The following is a 20,198-nucleotide window of genomic DNA, read 5'->3' on the forward strand; positions in this document are numbered from 1 at the left end:
TGCGCCCCTGCGGGGCGATCACCTCGGCGGTGGGGGGCGTGTTCGTCTGGTGGGCCGCCCGGTGGTGGGTTGCTCGCGCAGTTCCCCGCGCCCCTAGGCAGTTAGGGGCGCGGGGAACTGCGCGCTCAGCCACCCACAAACCCGCAGATGCCCACCGGGCCGAAAAGGGGCGCGGGGAACTGCGCGAGCGACCGAAGACGACCCGCACACGAAGTCCCGGCCCGGTAAGGGGCGCGGGGAACTGCGCGACCGGCTGACCACCGGCCGAGAGTCGAAGTCCGGGCCGATAAGGGGCGCGGGGAAATGCGCGAGCAGCCCACCACCGGCTCGCCCCCGGCCCGCAAGCGAACCCCGGGCGTTCCGTGGCTCAGGATCTCAGAGCTGCTCGATCACGTAGTCGACGCATGCCGTCAGGGCCTCGACGTCCGCCGGGTCGATCGCCGGGAACATCGCGATCCGCAGCTGGTTGCGGCCCAGCTTGCGGTACGGCTCGGTGTCCACGATCCCGTTGGCCCGCAGCACCTTCGCCACGGCCGCCGCGTCCACCTCGTCGGAGAAGTCGATGGTCCCGATGACCTGCGACCGCTTCGCCGGGTCTGCGACGAACGGGGCGGCGTGCTTGGACTCCTCGGCCCAGCCGTACAGCGCCTTGGCGGACGCGGCCGTACGGCCCGTCGACCACTCCAGACCGCCCTGGCCGTTGATCCACTTCAGCTGCTCGTTGAGCAGGAAGAGCGTGGAGAGGGCCGGGGTGTTGTACGTCTGGTTCTTCAGCGAGTTGTCGATCGCGGTCGGCAGGCTGAAGAACTCCGGGACGTGGCGGCCGGACGCGTGGATCCGCGCGGCGCGCTCCAGGGCGGCGGGGGAGAAGACCGCGATCCACAGGCCGCCGTCGGAGGCGAAGGACTTCTGCGGCGCGAAATAGTAGACGTCGCTCTCGGTGATGTCGACCGGCAGGCCGCCCGCGCCCGAGGTCGCGTCGACCAGGACGAGCGCGCCCTCGTCGGCGCCCGCGACCCGCTTGACGGGGGCCGCGACACCGGTGGAGGTCTCGTTGTGGGTGAGGGCGTAGACGTCGACGCCCGCCTCGGCGGCCGGCTCCGGGTGGGTGCCGGGCTCGGAGGCGATCACGCTGGGCTCGGCGAGCCACGGCGCGAGCTTGGCGGCCTTGGCGAACTTGGAGGAGAACTCGCCGAAGTTCAGGTGCTGCGACCTGTTCTCGATCAGCCCGTGGGTCGCGACGTCCCAGAACGCGGTCGAGCCGCCGTTGCCCAGGATCACCTCGTACCCCTCGGGCAGCGAGAACAGCTCCCGTACGCCCTGGCGGACCTCGCCGACCAGGTTCTTGACCGGAGCCTGGCGGTGGGAGGTGCCGAGCAGCGAGGTACCGGTGGCGGCCAGGGCGTCCAGCGCCTGAGTACGCACCTTGGAGGGGCCCGCGCCGAAACGGCCGTCGGCGGGCTTCATGTCAGCGGGAATCTGGATCTCAGCCACGAGCGCAGGGTATCGGCACGCGGGGGCGGCGCGCGGCCGTGGTCCACCCCGCGAGACGCGCCCGGCAGCCGTCACGCCCGCCGCGGGGGCCGGACGGGCAGGCTGGTCCCCATGGGCGACACGGGTGACGGAGGCGGTACGGCACGTACGGCCGGGGCTTGGCGGGCGTGGGAGCGGGAGCTGCGGGACGCGGTGCGCGGGGAGGTCGACTCCTCGGCCACCGCGCGGGCGCTGACGACGATGGACGCGTCCAACTTCCGGCGGGTGCCGCGAGCGGTCCTCGCGCCCCGGGACGCCGAGGACGTGGCGGCGGCGCTCGCCGTCTGCCGGGAGCACGGGGTGCCGGTGGTGCCGCGCGGCGGCGGTACCTCGATCGCGGGCCAGGCCACCGGGACCGGGCTCGTCCTGGACTTCACCCGGCACATGCGGTCCCTGCTCGCGGTGGACGCGCGGGCGCGCACGGCGGTGGTCCAGCCGGGCCTCGTCCTCGACGTGCTGCGCGAGGCGGTCCGGCCGCACGGGCTGACGTTCGGGCCCGACCCGTCGACGCACAGCCGCTGCACGCTGGGCGGGATGATCGGCAACAACGCCTGCGGGGCGCACTCGGTGGCGTACGGGACGACCGCCGACAACGTCCACGAACTGACGGCGGTGAGCGGCTCGGGCGGCCCGCTCCACCTCGGCCGGGGCTGGGAAGGCGCCCCGGCGGGTCTGCGCGCCTTCGTCGGGCGCAACCTCGCCGCGCTGCGCACGGGCTACCCGCAGGACCTGCCGCGCCGGATCTCCGGGTACGCCATGGACGCGCTGCTGCCCGAGCGCGGCACGGACCTGGCACGCGCCTTCTGCGGCAGCGAGGGCACGCTCGGGGTGCTGACCGAGGCGACCGTACGGCTGGTGCCGGTGCCCGGGGCGCGGGCGCTCGCCGTGCTCGGCTACCCGGACGAGAGCGCGGCGGCCGAGGCGGCGCCCGCGCTGCTGCCGTACGGGCCGCTCACCGTCGAGGGCATGGCCGCCGACCTGGTGCGCGGCGCCCCCGGGCTGCCGCGCGGCGGGGCCTGGCTGTTCGTGGAGGCTGGCGGCGCCACCCCGGCCGAGGCGCTGGCCCGGGCCCGCGAGCTGGTGCGCGCGGCGGATCCGCTGGACGCGGCCGTGATCACCGACCCGGCCGGGCAGCGGGCGCTGTGGCGGGTGCGCGAGGACGCGGCCGGGACGGCGACGCGCATCCCGGGACCGCCGCCGGACGGTACGTCCGGAGGGAGCACGGAGGCGTGGCCCGGCTGGGAGGACTGCGCGGTGCCGCCCGCGCGCCTCGGGGCCTATCTGCGCGACTTCCGGGCGCTGCTGCGGGAGCACGGGCTGCGCGGTACGCCGTACGGGCACTTCGGCGACGGCTGCGTCCACGTCCGGATCGACTTCGACCTGCTGAGCGCGGCGGGCGTGGCGCGCTTCCGCCGGTTCTCCGAGGAACTGGCGGATCTGGTGGCCGCGCACGGCGGCTCGCTCTCCGGCGAGCACGGCGACGGGCAGGCGCGGGCGGAGCTGCTGCCGAAGATGTACGGGCCCGAACTGGTCGGCCTGTTCGGGGAGTTCAAGGACGTGTGGGATCCGTCGGGGCTGCTCAACCCGGGCATCCTGGCGCGCCCGGCCCGGCTGGACGAGAACCTGCGCTTCGCGGTGCTGCCCGGGCGGCCGGTGGACGTGGAGTTCGGCTATCCGCGCGACGGCGGGGACTTCTCGGCGGCGGTGCGGCGGTGCGTGGGAGTCGCCAAGTGCCGTACCACGGAAGCCGGTCCGGGCGTGATGTGCCCGTCCTTCCGGGCCACCGGCGAGGAGGCGCACTCCACGCGGGGCCGGGCCCGGCTGCTGCACGAGATGCTGGCGGGCGAGGTCGTCACGGACGGCTGGCGCTCGCCGGAGGTGCGGGACGCCCTCGACCTGTGCCTGTCCTGCAAGGGCTGCCGCGGCGACTGCCCGGCCGGGGTGGACATGGCGACGTACAAGGCGGAGTTCCTGCACCACCACTACCGGGGACGCCTGCGCCCCGCCTCCCACTACGCCATGGGGTGGCTGCCCCGCTGGCTGCGGCCGGCGGCGCCGTGGGCGCGGGGCCTGAACGCGCTGGCGCGGGTGCGTCCGTTGGCCGCGCTGGTGAAGCGGCTGGCGGGGATCGCCCCGGAGCGGAGCCTTCCGGTGCTGGCGACGCGGACGCTGCGGGCCTGGCTGAGGCGGCGCGGGGAGGGCCCGGCCCGGGCCGGCGCGGTCCTGTGGCCGGACACCTTCACCGATCACCTCTCGCCGGGGGTCGGCCGGGCGGCGGTACGGGTCCTGGAGGCGGCCGGGGTCGGGGTGGTGGTGCCGCGCGGGCGGGTGTGCTGCGGTCTGACGTACGTCTCGACCGGCCAGCTCACCCGCGCCCGCGCGGTCCTGCGGCGCACGCTCGACGCGATGGAACCGCTGCTGGAGCGCGGTCTCCCGGTCGTCGTCCTGGAGCCGAGCTGCGCGGCGGCGCTGCGGACCGATCTGCCGGAGCTGCTGCCGGACGACCCGAGGGCGGCGCGGCTGGCGGCCTCGGTGCGGACGTTCGCGCAGACGCTCCAGGAGTGCGCGCCGCACTGGTCGCCGCCGTACGTGGGCCGTCCGGTGGCCGGGCAGACGCACTGCCACCAGCACGCGGTCCTCGGGGACGCGGCCGAGCGCCGGCTGCGGGAGCGGGCCGGGCTGACCGGCGCCCTGAGCGGCGGCTGCTGCGGTCTGGCCGGGAACTTCGGCTTCGAACGGGGCCACTGGGAGGTGTCGGTGGCCTGCGCGGAGGACGCACTGCTGCCGGCGGTACGGGCGGCGGGGCCCGGCACGGAGCTCCTGGCGGACGGTTTCTCCTGCCGTACCCAACTGGAGCAGCTGGCGGGGCGGCGGGCCCGGCATCTGGCGGAGGTGCTGGCGGAACATCTGCCGGACGAGATCGGTTAGGGACGGAGCCCGGCAGCGCCACTTACATGAACCCGTACATTGGTACGGAGGGCTGTGCTCCGCTTTGGGGTCCGCCCGGGCGTCGGCGGATATCCCCTGGACCGTGCGCCGCGATGAGTGCAATATATTTGCTTACACAGTTCAATGAAATGAACGTACCGATCGCACGGGAGCCACGGTGACCAGTCCGCACACCGCCGCAGAGCCGACCGCCACCGCGGCGGCGGCCGTCGCCACGCCGGAGGCGGCGGGCGGGCTGCGGACCGCACGCGGGCGCGGGGCGGCGCTCGCACCGGTCGCGCTGGTGGTCTCGGCCGGCATATCGGTGCAGTTCGGCTCGGCGGTCGCGGTGATGCTGATGCCGAGGGCGGGCGCGGCGGGCGTGGTGACCCTGCGGCTCGCGGCGGCGGCCCTGGTCCTGCTGGTCCTGTGCCGCCCGGGGCTGCGCGGCTACCGGCGCGCCGACTGGGGCACGGTGGTCGCCTTCGGCGCCGCGATGGCCGGGATGAACGGCCTCTTCTACCAGGCCGTCGACCGCATCCCGCTCGGCACGGCCGTGACCCTGGAGGTCCTCGGCCCCCTCGCCCTCTCCGTCCTGGCCTCGCGCCGCCTGGTCAACTTCGTCTGGGCCGGGCTCGCGCTCGCCGGGGTGGCGCTGCTGGGCAGCGGCGGGGGCGAGGGGTTCGGGTCGCTGGACCTCGCCGGTGCGGCCTTCGCGCTGGGGGCGGGGGCGTGCTGGGCGGTGTACATCCTGTTCAGCGCGCGGACCGGCCGCCGCTTCCCGCAGGCGGACGGCCTCGCGCTGGCGATGGCGGTCGCGGCGGTGCTGTCGCTGCCGCTGGGGGCGGTGCAGTCGGGCGCGAAGCTGCTGGTGCCGTCGACGATCGGGCTCGGCGCGGCGGTGGCGATCCTCTCTTCGGTCCTCCCGTACACCCTGGAACTCCTGGCCCTGCGCCGCCTGCCCGCCTCGACGTTCGCGATCCTGATGAGCCTGGAACCGGCCATCGCGGCGACGGCGGGATTCCTGGTCCTGCACCAGGCTCTGTCGGTCACCGACGCGTTGGCGATCGCGCTGGTGATCGGGGCGAGTGTGGGGGCGGTGCGGTCACAGGTGGGACGCGGGCACTAGCCCGTCCCCGGCCGGGCCCGTACGCCTGCGACGGGCCGCAGACGACCCACCGCGCCCGGCCCCAACGGGGGTTCCTCGCGCAGTTCCCCGCGCCCCCTAAGGGCTTTCGTTCGTCTGCGGCCGGGTGGGGGTTGGCCGCGCAGTTCCCCGCGCCCCCTAAGGGCTTTCGTTCGTCTGCGGCCGGGTGGGGGCTGGTCGCGCAGTTCCCCGCGCCCCTAAAGGCCTTCGTTCGTCTGCGGCTGAGTGGGGGTTGGCCGCGCAGTTCCCCGCGCCCCTTGGGGGGTCGGCCGCAGCCGGGGAACTTGGAGCGGCCACCAGTTCTTCAGGGGCGCGGGGAACTGCGCGAGCAACCCAAGACGACCCGCACACGAAGTCCCGGCCCGATAAGGGGCGCGGGGAACTGCGCGAGAAGCCCCACCGGCCCGCAGTCAATCGACCACCCAGGGGCGCGGGGAATTGCGCGAGAAGCCCCACCGGCCCGCAGTCAATCGACCACCCAGGGGCGCGGGGAATTGCGCGACAAGCCCCCACCGGCCCGCAGTCAACGGACTACCCAGGGGCGCGGGGAACTGCGCGAGCAACCCCCACTCAGCCGCAGACAGCAGCCGGGCCGAAAGCAACCCCCCCCCCGCAAAAAACCATGCAAGCACGCTTGCTTGTTTCCCCCGCCACTGCCATGCTCCCGCACACGACCCCCCCCCGCATCCCACCCCGAAGGGATCCCCCCGTGTCCGATCCAACGACCTCCGTGCTCGACGATCTGCGCGACGAAGGGGACGAACTCGACCGGCTCGTGGGGGCGTTGGGGCCCGGGGCGTGGCGGCGGGGTACCGCCGCCGAGGGGTGGACCGTGGCCCACCAGATCGCCCACCTCGCCTGGACCGACCGCGCCGCCCTGCTCGCCGTCACCGACGCCGGCGCGTTCGCCGCCGAGGTCGAGAAGGCCGCCGCCGCCCCGGACTCCTTCGTGGACGAGGGCGCCGAGGAGGGCGCGCGGCTGGCGCCCGACGCGCTTCTGCGGCGCTGGCGGGACGGGCGCGCCCGGTTGCGCGAGGCGCTGCTCGGCGCGCCCCCGGGCGCCCGTTTCCCCTGGTACGGCCCGCCCATGTCCACCGCCTCCATGGCCACCGGCCGCCTGATGGAGACCTGGGCGCACGGGCAGGACGTGTGGGACGCCCTCGGCCGCACCCGCGAGCCCACCGGCCGGCTGCGCCACGTCGCCCGGATCGGGGTGCGCGCGAGGGACTTCGCCTTCGCGGTGCGCGGGCTCGCCGCGCCGGACGAGGAGTTCCGGGTCGAACTCCTCGCCCCGGACGGCGAGACGCGCTGGACGTACGGCCCGGACACCGCACCCCAGCGCGTCACCGGCCCCGCCCTCGACTTCTGCCTTCTCGTCACCCAGCGCGTCCACCGCGCCGACACGGCCGTACGCGCCGAGGGCCCCGACGCCGACCGCTGGCTCGACATCGCCCAGGCCTTCGCCGGGCCGCCCGGACCCGGACGTACGCCCCAGGGGGCCTGATGCGCCGCCCCCTGCGGATCGGCAACGCCTCCGGCTTCTACGGCGACCGCTTCGACGCCCTGCGCGAGATGCTCACCGGCGGCCCGCTCGACGTGCTCACCGGGGACTACCTCGCCGAGCTCACCCTGCTCATCCTCGGCCGCGACCGGCTCAGGGACGCCCGCCTCGGCTACGCCAGGACGTTCCCCCGGCAGCTGGAAGAGTGCCTCGCCCTCGCCCATGAGCGCGGGGTGCGGATCGTCGCCAACGCGGGCGGGCTCAACCCGGCCGGGCTGGCCACGGTCCTGCGGGAACTGGCCGCCCGCCTCGGCGTTCCCGCGCGTATCGCCCACGTCGAGGGGGACGCCCTGCCCCTGCCGCCCGGCGCCCTCACCGCCAACGCCTACCTCGGCGGGGCCGGCATCGCCGCCTGCCTCGCCGCCGGGGCCGATGTCGTCGTCACCGGGCGGGTCACCGACGCGGCCCTGGTCACCGGGCCCGCCGCCTGGTGGCACGGGTGGGGGCCCGAGGAGTACGACGCGCTCGCCGGAGCCGTCGTCGCCGGGCACGTCCTGGAGTGCGGCACCCAGGCGACCGGCGGCAACTACGCCTTCTTCCGCGACCACGACGTACACCGCCCCGGCTTCCCGCTCGCCGAGATCCACGCCGACGGCAGCAGCGTCATCGGCAAACACCCCGGCACCGGCGGCGTCGTCGACCTCGGGACCGTCACCGCGCAGCTCCTGTACGAGACCGGGGGCGCCCGGTACGCCGGACCCGACGTCACCGCCCGGCTCGACACCGTGGCGCTCACGCAGGACGGGCCCGACCGGGTGCGGATCAGCGGGGTGCGCGGCGAGGAGCCGCCGCCCACGCTCAAGGTCGGCCGCACCCGCGTCGGCGGCTGGCGCAACGAGGTCGTCCTCGTCCTCACCGGCCTCGACATCGACGCCAAGGCCGCCCTCGTCCGCGCCCAGGTGGAGGACGCCCTCGCCCGCGCCGCGTCCCGCCCCCGGCACGTGGAGTGGGAGCTGGCGCGCACCGACCGGCCCGACGCGTCCACCGAGGAGACCGCCAGCGCGCTCCTGCGGCTCGTCGTGCGCGACCCCGACCCGGACGCGGTGGGCCGGACCGTCAGCGGCGCCGCCGTCGAGCTGGCCCTCGGCAGCTACCCGGGCTTCCACGTCACGGCCCCGCCCGGAAAGGGCACGCCGTACGGGGTGTTCGAGGCGGACTCCCTCCCGGCGGCCGAGGTCGAGCACATCGCCGTGCTGCCCGACGGATCGCGGCGGGCGCTGCCCCCGCCCGTACGGACACGCGCCCTGGAGGACGTCGAGGCGCCCCCGCTGCCGCCGCCCCCGCCCCCCGGCCCCACCCGGCGCGCCCCCCTCGGCCTGGTCGCCGGGGCCCGCAGCGGCGACAAGGGCGGGGACGCCAACGTCGGCGTGTGGGTGCGCACCGACGACGCCTGGGCCTGGCTGGCGCACACCCTCACCACGGACCGGCTGCGCCGACTGCTCCCCGAGTGCGCGGGTTTGGAGGTCGAGCGGCACGTCTTTCCCCGTCTGCGCGCCCTCAACTTCACCGTCCACGGCCTCCTCGGCGAGGGCGTCGCCTCACAGGCCCGTTTCGATCCCCAGGCCAAGGCGCTCGGCGAATGGCTGCGCTCGCGCCACCTGGACATCCCGGAGGTACTGCTGTGACGGTTCTGCCCACCGCGCTCGACACCGCCGGGGCCGACTACACCGCCCACCGCGCGGCCATGCTCGCCAAGCTGGCCGAGCTCGACGCCGAGCACGCCAAGGCGCTCGCGGGCGGCGGCGCCAAGTACACCGAACGCCACCGGCAGCGCGGCAAGCTGCTCGCCCGTGAGCGGATCGAGCTGCTGCTCGACCCGGACACCCCGTTCCTGGAGCTGTCGCCGCTGGCCGCCTGGGGGAGCGACTATCCCGTGGGCGCCTCGATGGTCACCGGGATCGGGGTCGTCGAGGGCGTCGAGTGCCTGATCACCGCCAACGACCCGACCGTACGCGGCGGCGCCTCCAACCCGTGGACGCTGAAGAAGGCGCTGCGGGCCAACGAGATCGCGTACGCCAACCGGCTGCCCTGCATCAGCCTGGTGGAGTCCGGCGGCGCCGATCTGCCCTCCCAGAAGGAGATCTTCATCCCGGGCGGGGCGCTCTTCCGCGACATCACCCGGCTCTCCGCCGCAGGCATCCCCACCATCGCGGTGGTCTTCGGCAACTCGACCGCCGGTGGCGCGTACGTCCCCGGGATGTCCGACCACACCGTCATGATCAAGGAGCGGTCGAAGGTCTTCCTCGGCGGGCCGCCGCTGGTGAAGATGGCCACCGGCGAGGAGAGCGACGACGAGTCGCTGGGCGGCGCCGAGATGCACGCCCGCACCTCCGGCCTCGCCGACCACTACGCGGTGGACGAGCACGACGCCCTGCGCCAGGCCCGGCGGATCGTCGCCCGCCTCAACCACCGCAAGGCGCACCCCGACCCGGACCCGGTGTACGAGCCGCCCAAGTACGACGAGGACGAGCTGCTGGGGATCGTGCCGGGGGATCTGAAGACCCCCTTCGACCCGCGCGAGGTCATCGCCCGGATCGTCGACGGCTCCGACTTCGACGAGTTCAAGCCGCTCTACGGGCCCAGCCTGGTCACCGGCTGGGCGCGGCTGCACGGCTATCCCGTCGGCATCCTCGCCAACGCCCAGGGCGTGCTGTTCTCCGCCGAGTCGCAGAAGGCGGCCCAGTTCATCCAGCTCGCCAACCAGCGCGACATCCCGCTGCTGTTCCTGCACAACACCACCGGCTACATGGTCGGCAGGGAGTACGAGCAGGGCGGGATCATCAAGCACGGCGCGATGATGATCAACGCGGTCAGCAATTCGAAGGTGCCGCATCTGTCGGTGCTCATGGGCGCCTCCTACGGTGCCGGGCACTACGGCATGTGCGGGCGCGCCTACGACCCCCGCTTCCTCTTCGCCTGGCCCGGCGCCAAGTCCGCCGTCATGGGCCCGCAGCAGCTCGCGGGCGTGCTGTCGATCGTGGCGCGCGCCTCCGCGCTGGCCAAGGGGCAGCCGTACGACGAGGAGGCGGACGCGGGGCTGCGCGCCATGGTCGAGCGGCAGATCGAGGCCGAGTCGCTGCCGGTGTTCCTGTCCGGCCGGCTCTACGACGACGGCGTCATCGATCCCCGCGACACCCGCACGGTGCTCGGCATCTGTCTGTCCGCCGTCCACACGGCCCCGGTCGAAGGCGCGCGCGGCGGCTTCGGCATCTTCAGGATGTGAGGCGCTGATGATCCAGTCCGTTCTTGTCGCCAACCGGGCCGAGATAGCCTCCCGGGTCTTCCGCACCTGCCGTGAGCTGGGCATCTCCACGGTCGCCGTGCACTCCGACCCGGACGCGTCGCTGCCGTACGTCCAGGAGGCCGACGCCGCCGTGCGGCTGCCGGGGGCCGCGCCCGCCGAGACGTATCTGCGCGGCGAGGCGATCGTGAAGGCCGCCCTCGCGGCCGGCGCGGACGCCGTGCATCCCGGATACGGGTTCCTCTCCGAGAGCGCCGGGTTCGCGCAGGCCGTCCTCGACGCGGGGCTCACCTGGATCGGCCCGCCCCCGGCGGCGGTGGAGGCGATGGCCTCCAAGACCCGCGCCAAGCAGCTGATGGCGGCGGCCGGGGTGCCGCTGCTCGCCCCCGTCGACCCGGCGAAGGCCACCGACGCCGATCTGCCGCTCCTGCTCAAGGCGGCGGCGGGCGGCGGCGGACGCGGGATGCGGATCGTCCGGGAACTCGCGGCCCTGGACGCCGAGTTGGCGGCCGCGTCCGCCGAGGCGCGGTCCGCGTTCGGGGACGGCGAGGTGTTCGCGGAGCCGTACGTGGAGCGCGGGCGCCACGTCGAGGTGCAGATCATGGCCGACGCGCACGGCACGGTCTGGGCGCTGGGCACCCGCGACTGCTCGCTCCAGCGCCGCCACCAGAAGGTCATCGAGGAGGCCCCGGCGCCCGGACTGCCCGAGGCCGTGCGCACCCGGCTGCGCACGGCGGCCGTGGCCGCGGCCCGGGCCGTCTCCTACCGGGGGGCGGGCACGGTCGAGTTCCTGGTGGACCCCGAAGGCCGGGCGTACTTCCTGGAGATGAACACCCGCCTCCAGGTCGAACACCCCGTCACCGAGGCCGTGTTCGGCGTCGACCTGGTCGCGCTCCAGCTCCACGTCGCCGAGGGCGCGGCCCTGCCCGCCGAACCGCCCGAGCCCTCGGGGCACGCCGTCGAGGCGCGGCTGTACGCGGAGGACCCGGCGGGCGGCTGGACCCCGCAGACCGGGGTGCTGCACCTGCTCGACGTGCCCGGGGTCCGCCTGGACCGGGGCTACGGCGACGGCGACACCATCGGCGTCCACTACGACGCCATGCTCGCCAAGGCCGTCGTCCACGCCCCCACCCGCGCCGCCGCCGTCCGTACCCTGGCCCGCGCCCTCGAACTGGCCGAGGTGCACGGGCCCGGCACCAACCGCGACCTGCTCGTCCGCTCCCTGCGCCACCCGGACTTCACCTCCGGCCGCCTCGACACCGGCTTCTACGACCGGCATCTGGCCGCCCTCACCGAACCGCTCCCGGGCGAGGCGCACGCGGCCCTCGCCGCCGCCCTGGCGGACGCGGCGGGCCGCGCCTCCCGCTTCGGCGGGGGCTGGCGCAACCTGCCGTCCCAGCCGCAGACCAAACGGTACGGCGACCACGAGATCCGCTACCGCCCCACCCGCCGGGGCCCGGAGGCCGAGGACTTCCCCGACGTACGCGTCCTGGCCTGCGCGCCCGGCCGTGTACGGCTCGAAGTGGACGGGGTGGCACGGGACTTCCGCGTCGCCCGGTACGGCGACCGGGTGTACGTCGACACTTCCACCGGCTCGTACGCGCTGACCGCGCACCCCCGCTTCCCCGCCCCCGGCGGCCCGCCCGCCCCCGGCTCGCTGCTCGCGCCGATGCCGGGCGTCGTCGTCCGGGTCGCGGACGGGCTCGCCGAAGGGGCCGAGGTCACCGCCGGGCAGCCGCTGATCTGGCTGGAGGCGATGAAGATGACCCACCCCATCACCGCCCCCGCCACCGGCACGCTCACCGCGCTCCACGCCGCCCCCGGCCGCCAGGTCGAGGTCGGCGCCCTGCTCGCCGTCGTCCAGGACGCCCCCGTCGCACAGGAGGACCAGCCGTCATGAGCCCCGTACCCAGCAGTGCCCTGGAGAGCCCGGAACTGAAGGACCTGCGGGCCGCCGTCGCGGCCCTGGGGCGGCGGCACGGCCGGAACCACCAGCGCGAGGCGCTGTGGGCCGAGGCCGCCAAGCTCGGCTACCTGGGCGTGAACCTGCCCGAGGAGTACGGCGGCGGGGGCGGCGGCATGGCCGAGCTGTCCCTCGTCCTGGAGGAGCTGGGCGCCGCCGGGTGCCCGCTGCTGATGATGGTGGTCTCGCCCGCGATCTGCGGCACGGTCATCGCCCGCTTCGGCACCGAGGAGCAGAAGCGCGCCTGGCTGCCGGGGCTCGCGGACGGCTCGCGGACCATGGCCTTCGGCATCACCGAACCCGACGCCGGATCCAACGCGCACCGCATCACCACCACCGCCCGGCGCGACGAGGAGAGCGGCGGCTGGATCCTCACCGGCCGCAAGGTCTTCGTCTCCGGCGTGGACATCGCGGACGCCACCCTGATCGTCGGCCGCACCGAGGACGCGCGGACGGGAGGCCTCAAGCCGTGCCTGTTCATCGTCCCGCGCGACGCCCCGGGCTTCCAGCGCTCGCGGATCGACATGGAACTCCACGCCCAGGAGAAGCAGTTCGAGCTGGTCCTCGACGAGGTGCGGCTGCCCGCCGGGGCGCTGATCGGCCACCAGGACGCCGGGCTGCTCCAGCTCTTCGCCGGGCTCAACCCCGAACGGATCATGACGGCCGCCTTCGCGATCGGCATGGGCCGCTACGCGCTGGGCCGGGCGGTCGCGTACGCGCGCGAGCGGCAGGTGTGGAAGACGCCCATCGGCGCCCACCAGGCCATCGCCCACCCGCTCGCCCAGGCGCACATCGAGCTGGAGCTGGCCCGGCTGATGATGCAGAAGGCGGCCGCGCTCTACGACGCGGGCGACGACGCGGGCGCGGGCGAGGCCGCCAACATGGCCAAGTACGCGGCGGCCGAGGCCTGCGTCCGGGCCGTCGACCAGGCCGTGCACACCCTCGGCGGCAACGGCCTCACCCGCGAGTACGGGCTCGCCGCGCTGGTCACGGCGGCGCGTGTGGCGCGGATAGCGCCGGTCAGCCGGGAGATGATCCTCAACTATGTCTCGCACCGGACGCTGGGGCTTCCCAAGTCGTACTAGCCGTACTAGGACGTGCCCCCATGGTCTTCTCCAGCGAGTACCCGCCCGTCGAAACCGTCGACGCACCCATCCACGAGGCCGTCCTCGGCCACGCCGCCCGGTACGGCTCCGCCCCGGCCCTCGTCGACGGCACGGACCCGACGGGCTCCGCCACCGTCTCGTACGACCTGCTCGACGCCCGGCACCGCCGTCTCGCCGCGGCCCTCGCCGAGGCCGGGCTGCGCAAGGGTGACGTGCTCGCCCTGCACAGCCCCAACTCGGTGCTGTTTCCGGCCGTGTTCTACGGGGCGACGCGCGCCGGGGCCGCGGTCACCACGGTCCATCCGCAGGCCACGGCCGAGGAGTTCGCCCGGCAGATCGCGGACTCCGCGGCGCGGTTCGTCGTCACCGTCGCGCCCCTGCTGGAGACGGCCCGCCGCGCGGCCGAACTCAGCGGCGGTATAGCGGAGATCTTCGTCTGCGACCGGGCCGAGGGCCACCGCTCGGTCCTGGACATGTTCGCCTCCACCGCCCCCGAACCCGTCGTGGAGTTCGACACCGGCGAGGACATCGCCGCCCTGCCCTACTCCTCGGGCACCACCGGCGCCCCCAAGGGGGTGATGCTCACCCACCGCTCCATCGCCACCAACCTCGCCCGGCTCGCCCCGCTCGTCCCCATGAAGAGCGGCGACCGCGTCCTGGCCGTGCTGCCGTTCTTCCACATCTACGGCCTCACCGCGCTGCTCAACGCCCCGCTGCGGTCCGGCGCCACGGTCGTGGTGCTGCCGCGCTTCGACCTCGGCCAGTTCCTCGCGGCCATCGAGCGCCACCGCGTCACCGGCCTGTACGTGGCCCCGCCGATCGTGCTCGCCCTCGCCAAGCACCCGGCGGTCGCGCGGTACGACCTCTCCTCCCTTGAGTACGTCGTCAGCGCCGCCGCCCCGCTGGACGCCCGGCTCGCCGCCGCCTGCTCGGCCCGGCTGGGGCTCCCGCCGGTGCGGCAGGCGTACGGGATGACCGAGCTCTCGCCCGGCACCCACGCCGTCCCCCTGGCGGCGCAGGACCCGCCGCCCGGCACGGTCGGCAAGCTGCTGCCCGGCACCGAGATGCGGCTGCTGTCCCTGGACGACCCCGGCCGCGACGCGGCGCCGGGCGAACGGGGCGAGATCGCCATCCGGGGCCCGCAGGTCATGAAGGGCTACCTCGGACGGCCCGACGCCACCGCCGAGATGATCGACGCGGACGGCTGGGTGCACACCGGCGACGTCGGCCGCGTCGACGGCGACGGCTGGCTCTTCGTCGTCGACCGCGTCAAGGAGCTCATCAAGTACAAGGGCTACCAGGTGGCCCCGGCCGAACTGGAGGCGCTGCTGCTCACCCACCCCGCCGTCGCGGACGCGGCGGTCGTCGGGGTGTACGACGAGGACGGCACCGAGGTCCCGTGCGCCTGCGTCGTACGGGCACCGGGCGCGCCGAAGCTCACCGCCGAGGACGTCATGGCGTACGTGGCCGGGCGCGTCGCCCCGTACAAGAAGGTCCGCCGGGTGGAGTTCGTCGGCGCGGTGCCGCGCGCGGCCACCGGCAAGATCCTGCGACGCGAACTGAGGGAACGGCGAAAGGGCAGCGCATGACCTACGTACAGCGGGCGCGGGAGCGGGGCGTCGAGACCCTCACCCTCGACTCGCCCGCCAACCGCAACGCCCTGTCGGCGGGACTCGTCGGCGAGCTCGCCGCCGCGCTGGAGGACTGCGGCCGGGACCCGGGCGTCCGGGCCGTCCTGCTCACCCACACGGGCACCGCCTTCTGCGCGGGCGCCGACCTGAAGGCCCCGCCCGACCCCGCCGGCCTCGTGGCGCTGCTGCGGGCGCTGGTCGAGCTGCCCAAGCCGGTCGTGGCGCGGGTGACCGGACACGTCCGGGCCGGCGGGCTCGGGCTGCTCGGGGCCTGCGACATCGCGATGGGAGGCCCGGACTCCTCGTACGCCTTCACCGAGTCGCGGCTCGGGCTCGCCCCCGCCGTGATCTCCATGCCGCTGCTGCCCCGCATGGACCCGCGCGCCGCCGGGCGCTACTACCTCACGGGGGAGCGGTTCGGGGCGGCCGAGGCGGTACGGGCCGGGCTGCTCACGGAGGCGGCCGAGGACGTGGACGCGGCGCTCGCACCCGTCCTCGACGGGCTGCGCCGGGCCTCCCCGCAGGGCCTGGCGGCGTCGAAGGCGCTGGTCACGGCTACCGTGGTGGAGACCTTCGACCGCTGGACGCAAGAGCTGAGCGCGCGATCGGCGGCCCTGTTCGCCTCGGACGAGGCGCGGGAGGGCGTCACCGCGTTCCTGGAACGACGGGATCCCGTATGGGTGTGGTGACGTCCGCCGCCAAGAGCCCCAAGCAGGACCGCAGCCGGGCGACCCGGCAGCGCCTGCTGGAGGCGGCGGTCGCCTGCCTGGCCGAACACGGCTGGACGGGCTCGACGGTGTCGGTCGTGGCGGAACGGGCCGGCGTCTCGCGCGGCGCGGCGCAGCACCACTTCCCCACGCGCGAGGACCTGTTCACGGCGGCCGTCGAGTACGTCGCCGAGGAGCGCTCCTCGGCGCTGCGGGCCCTGGGCCCCACCGACCGCCGCACCGTGGTCGCGGGCCTGGTCGACCTGTACACCGGCCCGCTGTTCCGGGCGGCGCTGCATCTGTGGGTGGCGGCCGCCAACGAACCCCAACTGCACGCGCGGGTACGGGAGCTGGAGGCCCGGGTGGGCCGGGAGTCGCACCGCATCGCGGTGGCGCTGCTCGGCGCGGACGAGTCGGTGCCCGGGGTGCGCGAGACGGTCCAGGGGCTGCTCGACATGGCCCGGGGCCTGGGCCTCGCCAACCTCCTCACCGATGACGGGGCGCGGCGGGAGCGGGTCGTGGCGCAGTGGGCGGAGCTGGTGGACCGGGCGCTGGGGTGAACCCGCGGCCCGGCCGGTCACCGGGCCCGCGGACGGGACGACGGGCCCGGGCGCGCCCAGGAAGCGGTCCGGGCCGGGGCGGTCCTCCGCCCCGGCCCGGCCTGTCGACTAGGAGGCGCGGCTGTCCGCGTCCTCGCACATCTTGGCCTTCTTGCGCAGGGCGTCGGCCTTCTGGTGCGCCCTGGCGGCGGCGGTGCGCTCGCCCAGGTGCTTCAGCTCCTCGGCCTTGCGGTCGAGCTTGGCGGCCTCCTGGCGCAGCTCGGCCGGCTTGCAGATGAATTCGGCGGCCTGCGCGGAGGGCGCGGCGGTCACGGCCAGACCGCCGGCGAGCAGCGCGGCGGAGAGGACAGCGGTCACGGTACGACGCATGGGTACTCCAAATCCCGGGCCCGAAAAGCCCGTTGTGGGGTGGACTGGTACCGAAACCCTATCCAATCCGGCCACCTAAATGATCAAGGGGGGCCGGGCGGGGGCGGATGCGCGTGCGGCGCCGCCCCCGGACCGGGGGCGGCGCCGCACGTACAGCCGCGGGAGCGGGCTCAGGCCCGGATGTCCCCGTACCCCTCCACCTCGCGCGGGTCGCGCGGGCCCGGGCCGATGTAGCGGGCCGACGGGCGTACCAGGCGGCCCGTCCGCTTCTGCTCCAGGATGTGGGCCGACCAGCCCGCCGTACGGGCGCAGGTGAACATCGACGTGAACATGTGCGCCGGGACCTCCGCGAAGTCCAGCATGATCGCCGCCCAGAACTCCACGTTCGTGGCGAGCACCCGGTCGGGGCGGCGGGCGTGCAGCTCTTCGAGCGCGGCCTTCTCCAGCGCCTCGGCGACCTCGAAGCGGGGCGCGCCCAGCTCCTTGGCGGTACGGCGCAGCACGCGCGCGCGGGGGTCCTCTGCGCGGTAGACGCGGTGGCCGAAGCCCATCAGGCGCTCGCCCTTGTCCAGGGCCTTCTTCACGTACGCCGTGGCGTCGCCGGTCCGCTCGATCTCCTCGATCATGCCGAGCACGCGGGAGGGGGCGCCGCCGTGCAGCGGGCCGGACATCGCGCCCACCGCGCCGGAGAGCGCGGCGGCGACGTCGGCGCCGGTGGAGGCGATGACACGGGCGGTGAACGTCGAGGCGTTCATGCCGTGCTCGGCGGCGGAGGTCCAGTAGGCGTCGACCGCCTTGACGTGCTTGGGGTCCGGCTCGCCGCGCCAGCGGATCATGAACCGCTCGACCACGGACTCGGCCTTGTCGATCTCGCTCTGCGGCACCATCGGCAGCCCCTGGCCGCGCGCCGACTGGGCGACGTAGGAGAGCGCCATGACGGCGGCGCGCGCCAGGTCGTCGCGGGCGGTGCGCTCGTCGATGTCGAGCAGCGGCTTCAGCCCCCAGACCGGGGCGAGCATCGCCAGCGCCGACTGCACGTCGACGCGGATGTCGCCGGAGTGGACGGGGATGGGGAACGGCTCGGCGGGCGGAAGCCCAGGGTTGAAGGCGCCGTCGACCAGCAGGCCCCAGACGTTCCCGAACGACACGTGGCCGACGAGATCCTCGATGTCGACGCCCCGGTAGCGCAGAGCACCGCCTTCCTTGTCGGGTTCGGCGATCTCCGTCTCGAACGCGACGACTCCTTCAAGTCCGGGTACGAAGTCGGACATCAGGCGGCTCCTCGTGATGCGTGCGACAGCTGCGGGAATGGGTCGGGCAGGGGGGCGCCCCTCCCCCCGTGATGCCCCGTGCGCGGTGGAAAGTCACCCACCGGGTCGTAGGGGGGCCACAGTGGCCCAGCGGAGAGTTTGGCGGGTCCGACGGGTGCGGGGAAGCGTGACATCCGGCACACTGCCCCATTTGCCACGCGGAGGGTTGGCGACCCTCCGTGCCGGGAAAACTGACACGCCGTGCCATGCGGGGGCGGCCGGGCGCGCCCGCGCCGCCCTGCGGCAGGATGACGCCGTGACCGATCACGACCCGGCCGCCATGCGCCGCCAGTACCGCACCACGCTCCTGGACGAGGCGGACCTCGCCGCCACCCCCATGGCCCAGTTCGCCCGCTGGTTCAAGGAGGCCGTCGCCGGGGGGCTGCACGAGCCGAACGCCATGGTCGTCGCCACCGCCACGCCCGACGGCGGGCCGTCCACGCGCACGGTCCTGCTGAAGGCCTACGACGAGGGCGGCTTCGTCTTCTACACGAACTACGCCTCCCGCAAGGGCCGCAAACTGGCCGCGAACCCCCGCGTCTCCCTGCTCTTCCCCTGGCACCAGATCTCCCGCCAGGTCATCGTGACGGGCACGGCGGCGCGCGTGGCGCGGGAGGAGACCGAGGCGTACTTCCGGGTCCGTCCGCACGGCTCGCAGCTCGGCGCCTGGGCGAGCCCCCAGTCGGCCCCGCTCGCCTCCCGCGCGGAGCTGACGACGCGGTACGAGGAGCTGGCGGCCCGCTACCCCGAGGGCACCGAGGTCCCGCTGCCGCCGGAGTGGGGCGGGTTCAGGGTGGCGCCGGAGACGGTGGAGTTCTGGCAGGGCCACGAGAACCGGCTGCACGACCGGCTGCGCTACGTGCCCGCGGCCCCGGACACCTGGCGGGTGGAGCGCCTGGCCCCGTAACCCCGTCCGTGCGGGGCCCGGAGCGTCCACGGGCCCGGGCACGCGGAAACCCGCGGGCTCGGGTTCCTCCGGAGAGGAGCCGGCCGGACGTACCGGCGAGCCCGCGGGTCGGTGACTGCTGGGAATTTCGGCCGGCGACGTGCCGGCACCACACAAAGTGTGCGACTGGCAGGCGCTAGCCCGCAGTCACCTCACGCGTCCGGTATCCATACATCTGCCGAACCACCTCCCTTCTCGTGTGCACCACACATTAGGAAGCCGCGCGCGGCGCGACAACCGAATTATTCGGCCCGTTCCCCGGCCGACCGCTCGACGCAGAACTCGTTGCCCTCCACGTCCGCGAGCGTCACCCAGCCCGAGCCGTCGGGACGGCGGTGGTCGCCGACCAGGGTGGCGCCGAGGGCGAGCAGCCGGTCCACCTCCTCGTCGCGGGTGCGGTCCTGGGGCTGGAGGTCGAAGTGGACGCGGTTCTTCACGGTCTTGGCGTCGGTGACCGTCACGAACAGGAGCGTGGCGCCCTCGGCGGTCACCAGGGCCTCCGGGTCGCCGGGGAAGTCCTCGTCGCCGATCTTGCCGTCGAGGACCGCGGCCCAGAAGGTGGCCAGGGTGTAGGCGTCGGTGCAGTCGAACGTCGTATGACGTACAAGAGAGCTCATGAGCGTCACTATGTTCGAAGAGCCCGGTGCGGAAAAGGGCTTTACGCGCGCGTGGATGATGGCCGGCGCGCGGACCGACCTGGAACCCCTGCGGACCGCCCACGCCGAGGAGATGGCCGGCGTGCTCGCGGACCCGGCCCTGCACCGCTTCATCGGCGGCGCCCCCGCCACCCCCGAGGAGCTGCGCGCCCGGTACGCGCGGATGACCGCCGGATCCGGCGACCCGGCCGTGCACTGGCTCAACTGGGTCGTCCGGCTGCGGGCGGAACACCGCGCGGTGGGTACGGTCCAGGCCACTGTGGACGGCGGCACGGCCGAGATCGCCTGGGTCGTGGGGACGCCCTGGCAGGGGCGCGGGCTCGCCACCGAGGCCGCGCGGACGCTCGTCGCGGGGCTCGCCGCCCACGGGGTGCGCCGCGTCGTCGCGCACATCCACCCCGATCACACCGCCTCCGCCGCCGTCGCGCGCGCCGCGGGACTCGCCCCGACCGACGGGCGCCAGGACGGCGAGGTGCGCTGGAGCGCGGAACCCACCCCCCGGAAACCCTGAACCGGGGCGCCTCGGCGCGCCCTTCTCCC

General features: G+C 74.7%; 16 protein-coding genes. 12 read left to right on the top strand and 4 right to left on the bottom strand.

All coding sequences use genetic code 11. From position 1 onward, the window contains the following. Window positions 1-375: 375 nt before the first annotated feature. A complete protein-coding gene (gene serC / locus AC069K_RS20315; protein WP_478618145.1) occupies window positions 376-1,494 on the bottom strand; it encodes a phosphoserine transaminase in 1,119 nt (372 codons plus the stop codon). 111 nt (window positions 1,495-1,605) lie between these two features. On the opposite strand from serC, the gene AC069K_RS20320 reads away from it, so the two are divergent. The 10 genes from AC069K_RS20320 to AC069K_RS20365 all read left to right on the top strand — a co-directional run bounded on the left by AC069K_RS20320 (window position 1,606) and on the right by AC069K_RS20365 (window position 16,377). Continuing rightward, a complete protein-coding gene (locus tag AC069K_RS20320; protein ID WP_478618148.1) occupies window positions 1,606-4,461 on the top strand; it encodes an FAD-binding and (Fe-S)-binding domain-containing protein in 2,856 nt (951 codons plus the stop codon). Between the two features lie 178 nt (window positions 4,462-4,639). Beyond that, window positions 4,640-5,590 (top strand): EamA family transporter, encoded by a 951-nt coding sequence (locus AC069K_RS20325; RefSeq protein ID WP_478618151.1) that lies wholly within the window; start codon window positions 4,640-4,642, stop codon window positions 5,588-5,590. 727 nt (window positions 5,591-6,317) lie between these two features. Beyond that, on the top strand, window positions 6,318-7,112 hold the full coding sequence (locus AC069K_RS20330; RefSeq protein ID WP_478618154.1) for a TIGR03084 family metal-binding protein: 795 nt from the start codon (window positions 6,318-6,320) through the stop codon (window positions 7,110-7,112). Next, window positions 7,112-8,794 (top strand): acyclic terpene utilization AtuA family protein, encoded by a 1,683-nt coding sequence (locus tag AC069K_RS20335; protein ID WP_478618157.1) that lies wholly within the window; start codon window positions 7,112-7,114, stop codon window positions 8,792-8,794. The genes AC069K_RS20330 and AC069K_RS20335 overlap by 1 nt, the downstream gene beginning before the upstream one ends. After that, complete coding sequence (locus AC069K_RS20340; RefSeq protein ID WP_478618160.1) at window positions 8,791-10,392, top strand: acyl-CoA carboxylase subunit beta; 1,602 nt, start codon at window positions 8,791-8,793, stop codon at window positions 10,390-10,392. Before AC069K_RS20335 ends, AC069K_RS20340 begins: the two co-directional genes overlap by 4 nt. A 7-nt stretch (window positions 10,393-10,399) precedes the next feature. Then, complete coding sequence (locus tag AC069K_RS20345; protein ID WP_478618163.1) at window positions 10,400-12,310, top strand: acetyl/propionyl/methylcrotonyl-CoA carboxylase subunit alpha; 1,911 nt, start codon at window positions 10,400-10,402, stop codon at window positions 12,308-12,310. Beyond that, window positions 12,307-13,458, top strand: coding sequence for an acyl-CoA dehydrogenase family protein (locus AC069K_RS20350; RefSeq protein ID WP_365113693.1), 1,152 nt, complete (start codon window positions 12,307-12,309; stop codon window positions 13,456-13,458). Before AC069K_RS20345 ends, AC069K_RS20350 begins: the two co-directional genes overlap by 4 nt. A gap of 20 nt (window positions 13,459-13,478) precedes the next feature. Then, window positions 13,479-15,068: an AMP-binding protein gene (locus AC069K_RS20355; RefSeq protein ID WP_478618166.1), complete on the top strand. Its 1,590-nt coding sequence runs from the start codon at window positions 13,479-13,481 to the stop codon at window positions 15,066-15,068. Beyond that, the gene (locus AC069K_RS20360; RefSeq protein WP_478618169.1) at window positions 15,065-15,799 is read left to right on the top strand and encodes an enoyl-CoA hydratase family protein; all 735 of its coding nucleotides are present in this window, start codon (window positions 15,065-15,067) and stop codon (window positions 15,797-15,799) included. Before AC069K_RS20355 ends, AC069K_RS20360 begins: the two co-directional genes overlap by 4 nt. Further along, the gene (locus AC069K_RS20365; protein ID WP_365113699.1) at window positions 15,787-16,377 is read left to right on the top strand and encodes a TetR/AcrR family transcriptional regulator; all 591 of its coding nucleotides are present in this window, start codon (window positions 15,787-15,789) and stop codon (window positions 16,375-16,377) included. The genes AC069K_RS20360 and AC069K_RS20365 overlap by 13 nt, the downstream gene beginning before the upstream one ends. A gap of 108 nt (window positions 16,378-16,485) precedes the next feature. Here AC069K_RS20365 and AC069K_RS20370 read toward each other — a convergent pair whose 3' ends face one another. Then, complete coding sequence (locus tag AC069K_RS20370) at window positions 16,486-16,746, bottom strand: hypothetical protein (RefSeq protein WP_365113701.1); 261 nt, start codon at window positions 16,744-16,746, stop codon at window positions 16,486-16,488. A 170-nt stretch (window positions 16,747-16,916) separates the two neighbouring features. After that, window positions 16,917-18,017, bottom strand: coding sequence for a citrate synthase 2 (locus AC069K_RS20375; RefSeq protein WP_358833820.1), 1,101 nt, complete (start codon window positions 18,015-18,017; stop codon window positions 16,917-16,919). Between the two features lie 295 nt (window positions 18,018-18,312). On the opposite strand from AC069K_RS20375, the gene pdxH reads away from it, so the two are divergent. Next, entirely contained in the window at window positions 18,313-18,963 is a 651-nt protein-coding gene (gene pdxH, locus AC069K_RS20380; RefSeq protein WP_478618174.1) for a pyridoxamine 5'-phosphate oxidase, read from the top strand. Window positions 18,964-19,244: 281 nt separating this feature from the next. On the opposite strand, the gene AC069K_RS20385 is transcribed toward pdxH, so the two are convergent. Further along, complete coding sequence (locus AC069K_RS20385; RefSeq protein ID WP_365113705.1) at window positions 19,245-19,619, bottom strand: VOC family protein; 375 nt, start codon at window positions 19,617-19,619, stop codon at window positions 19,245-19,247. A gap of 55 nt (window positions 19,620-19,674) precedes the next feature. Between AC069K_RS20385 and AC069K_RS20390 the strand changes: the two genes are divergently transcribed. After that, window positions 19,675-20,169 carry a GNAT family N-acetyltransferase gene (locus AC069K_RS20390; RefSeq protein WP_478618727.1) on the top strand — a complete coding sequence of 165 codons (495 nt, stop codon included), beginning with the start codon at window positions 19,675-19,677 and terminating at the stop codon, window positions 20,167-20,169. The last annotated feature ends 29 nt before the right edge of the window (window positions 20,170-20,198 follow it).

The organism is Streptomyces sp. NPDC043908 (assembly GCF_056435525.1).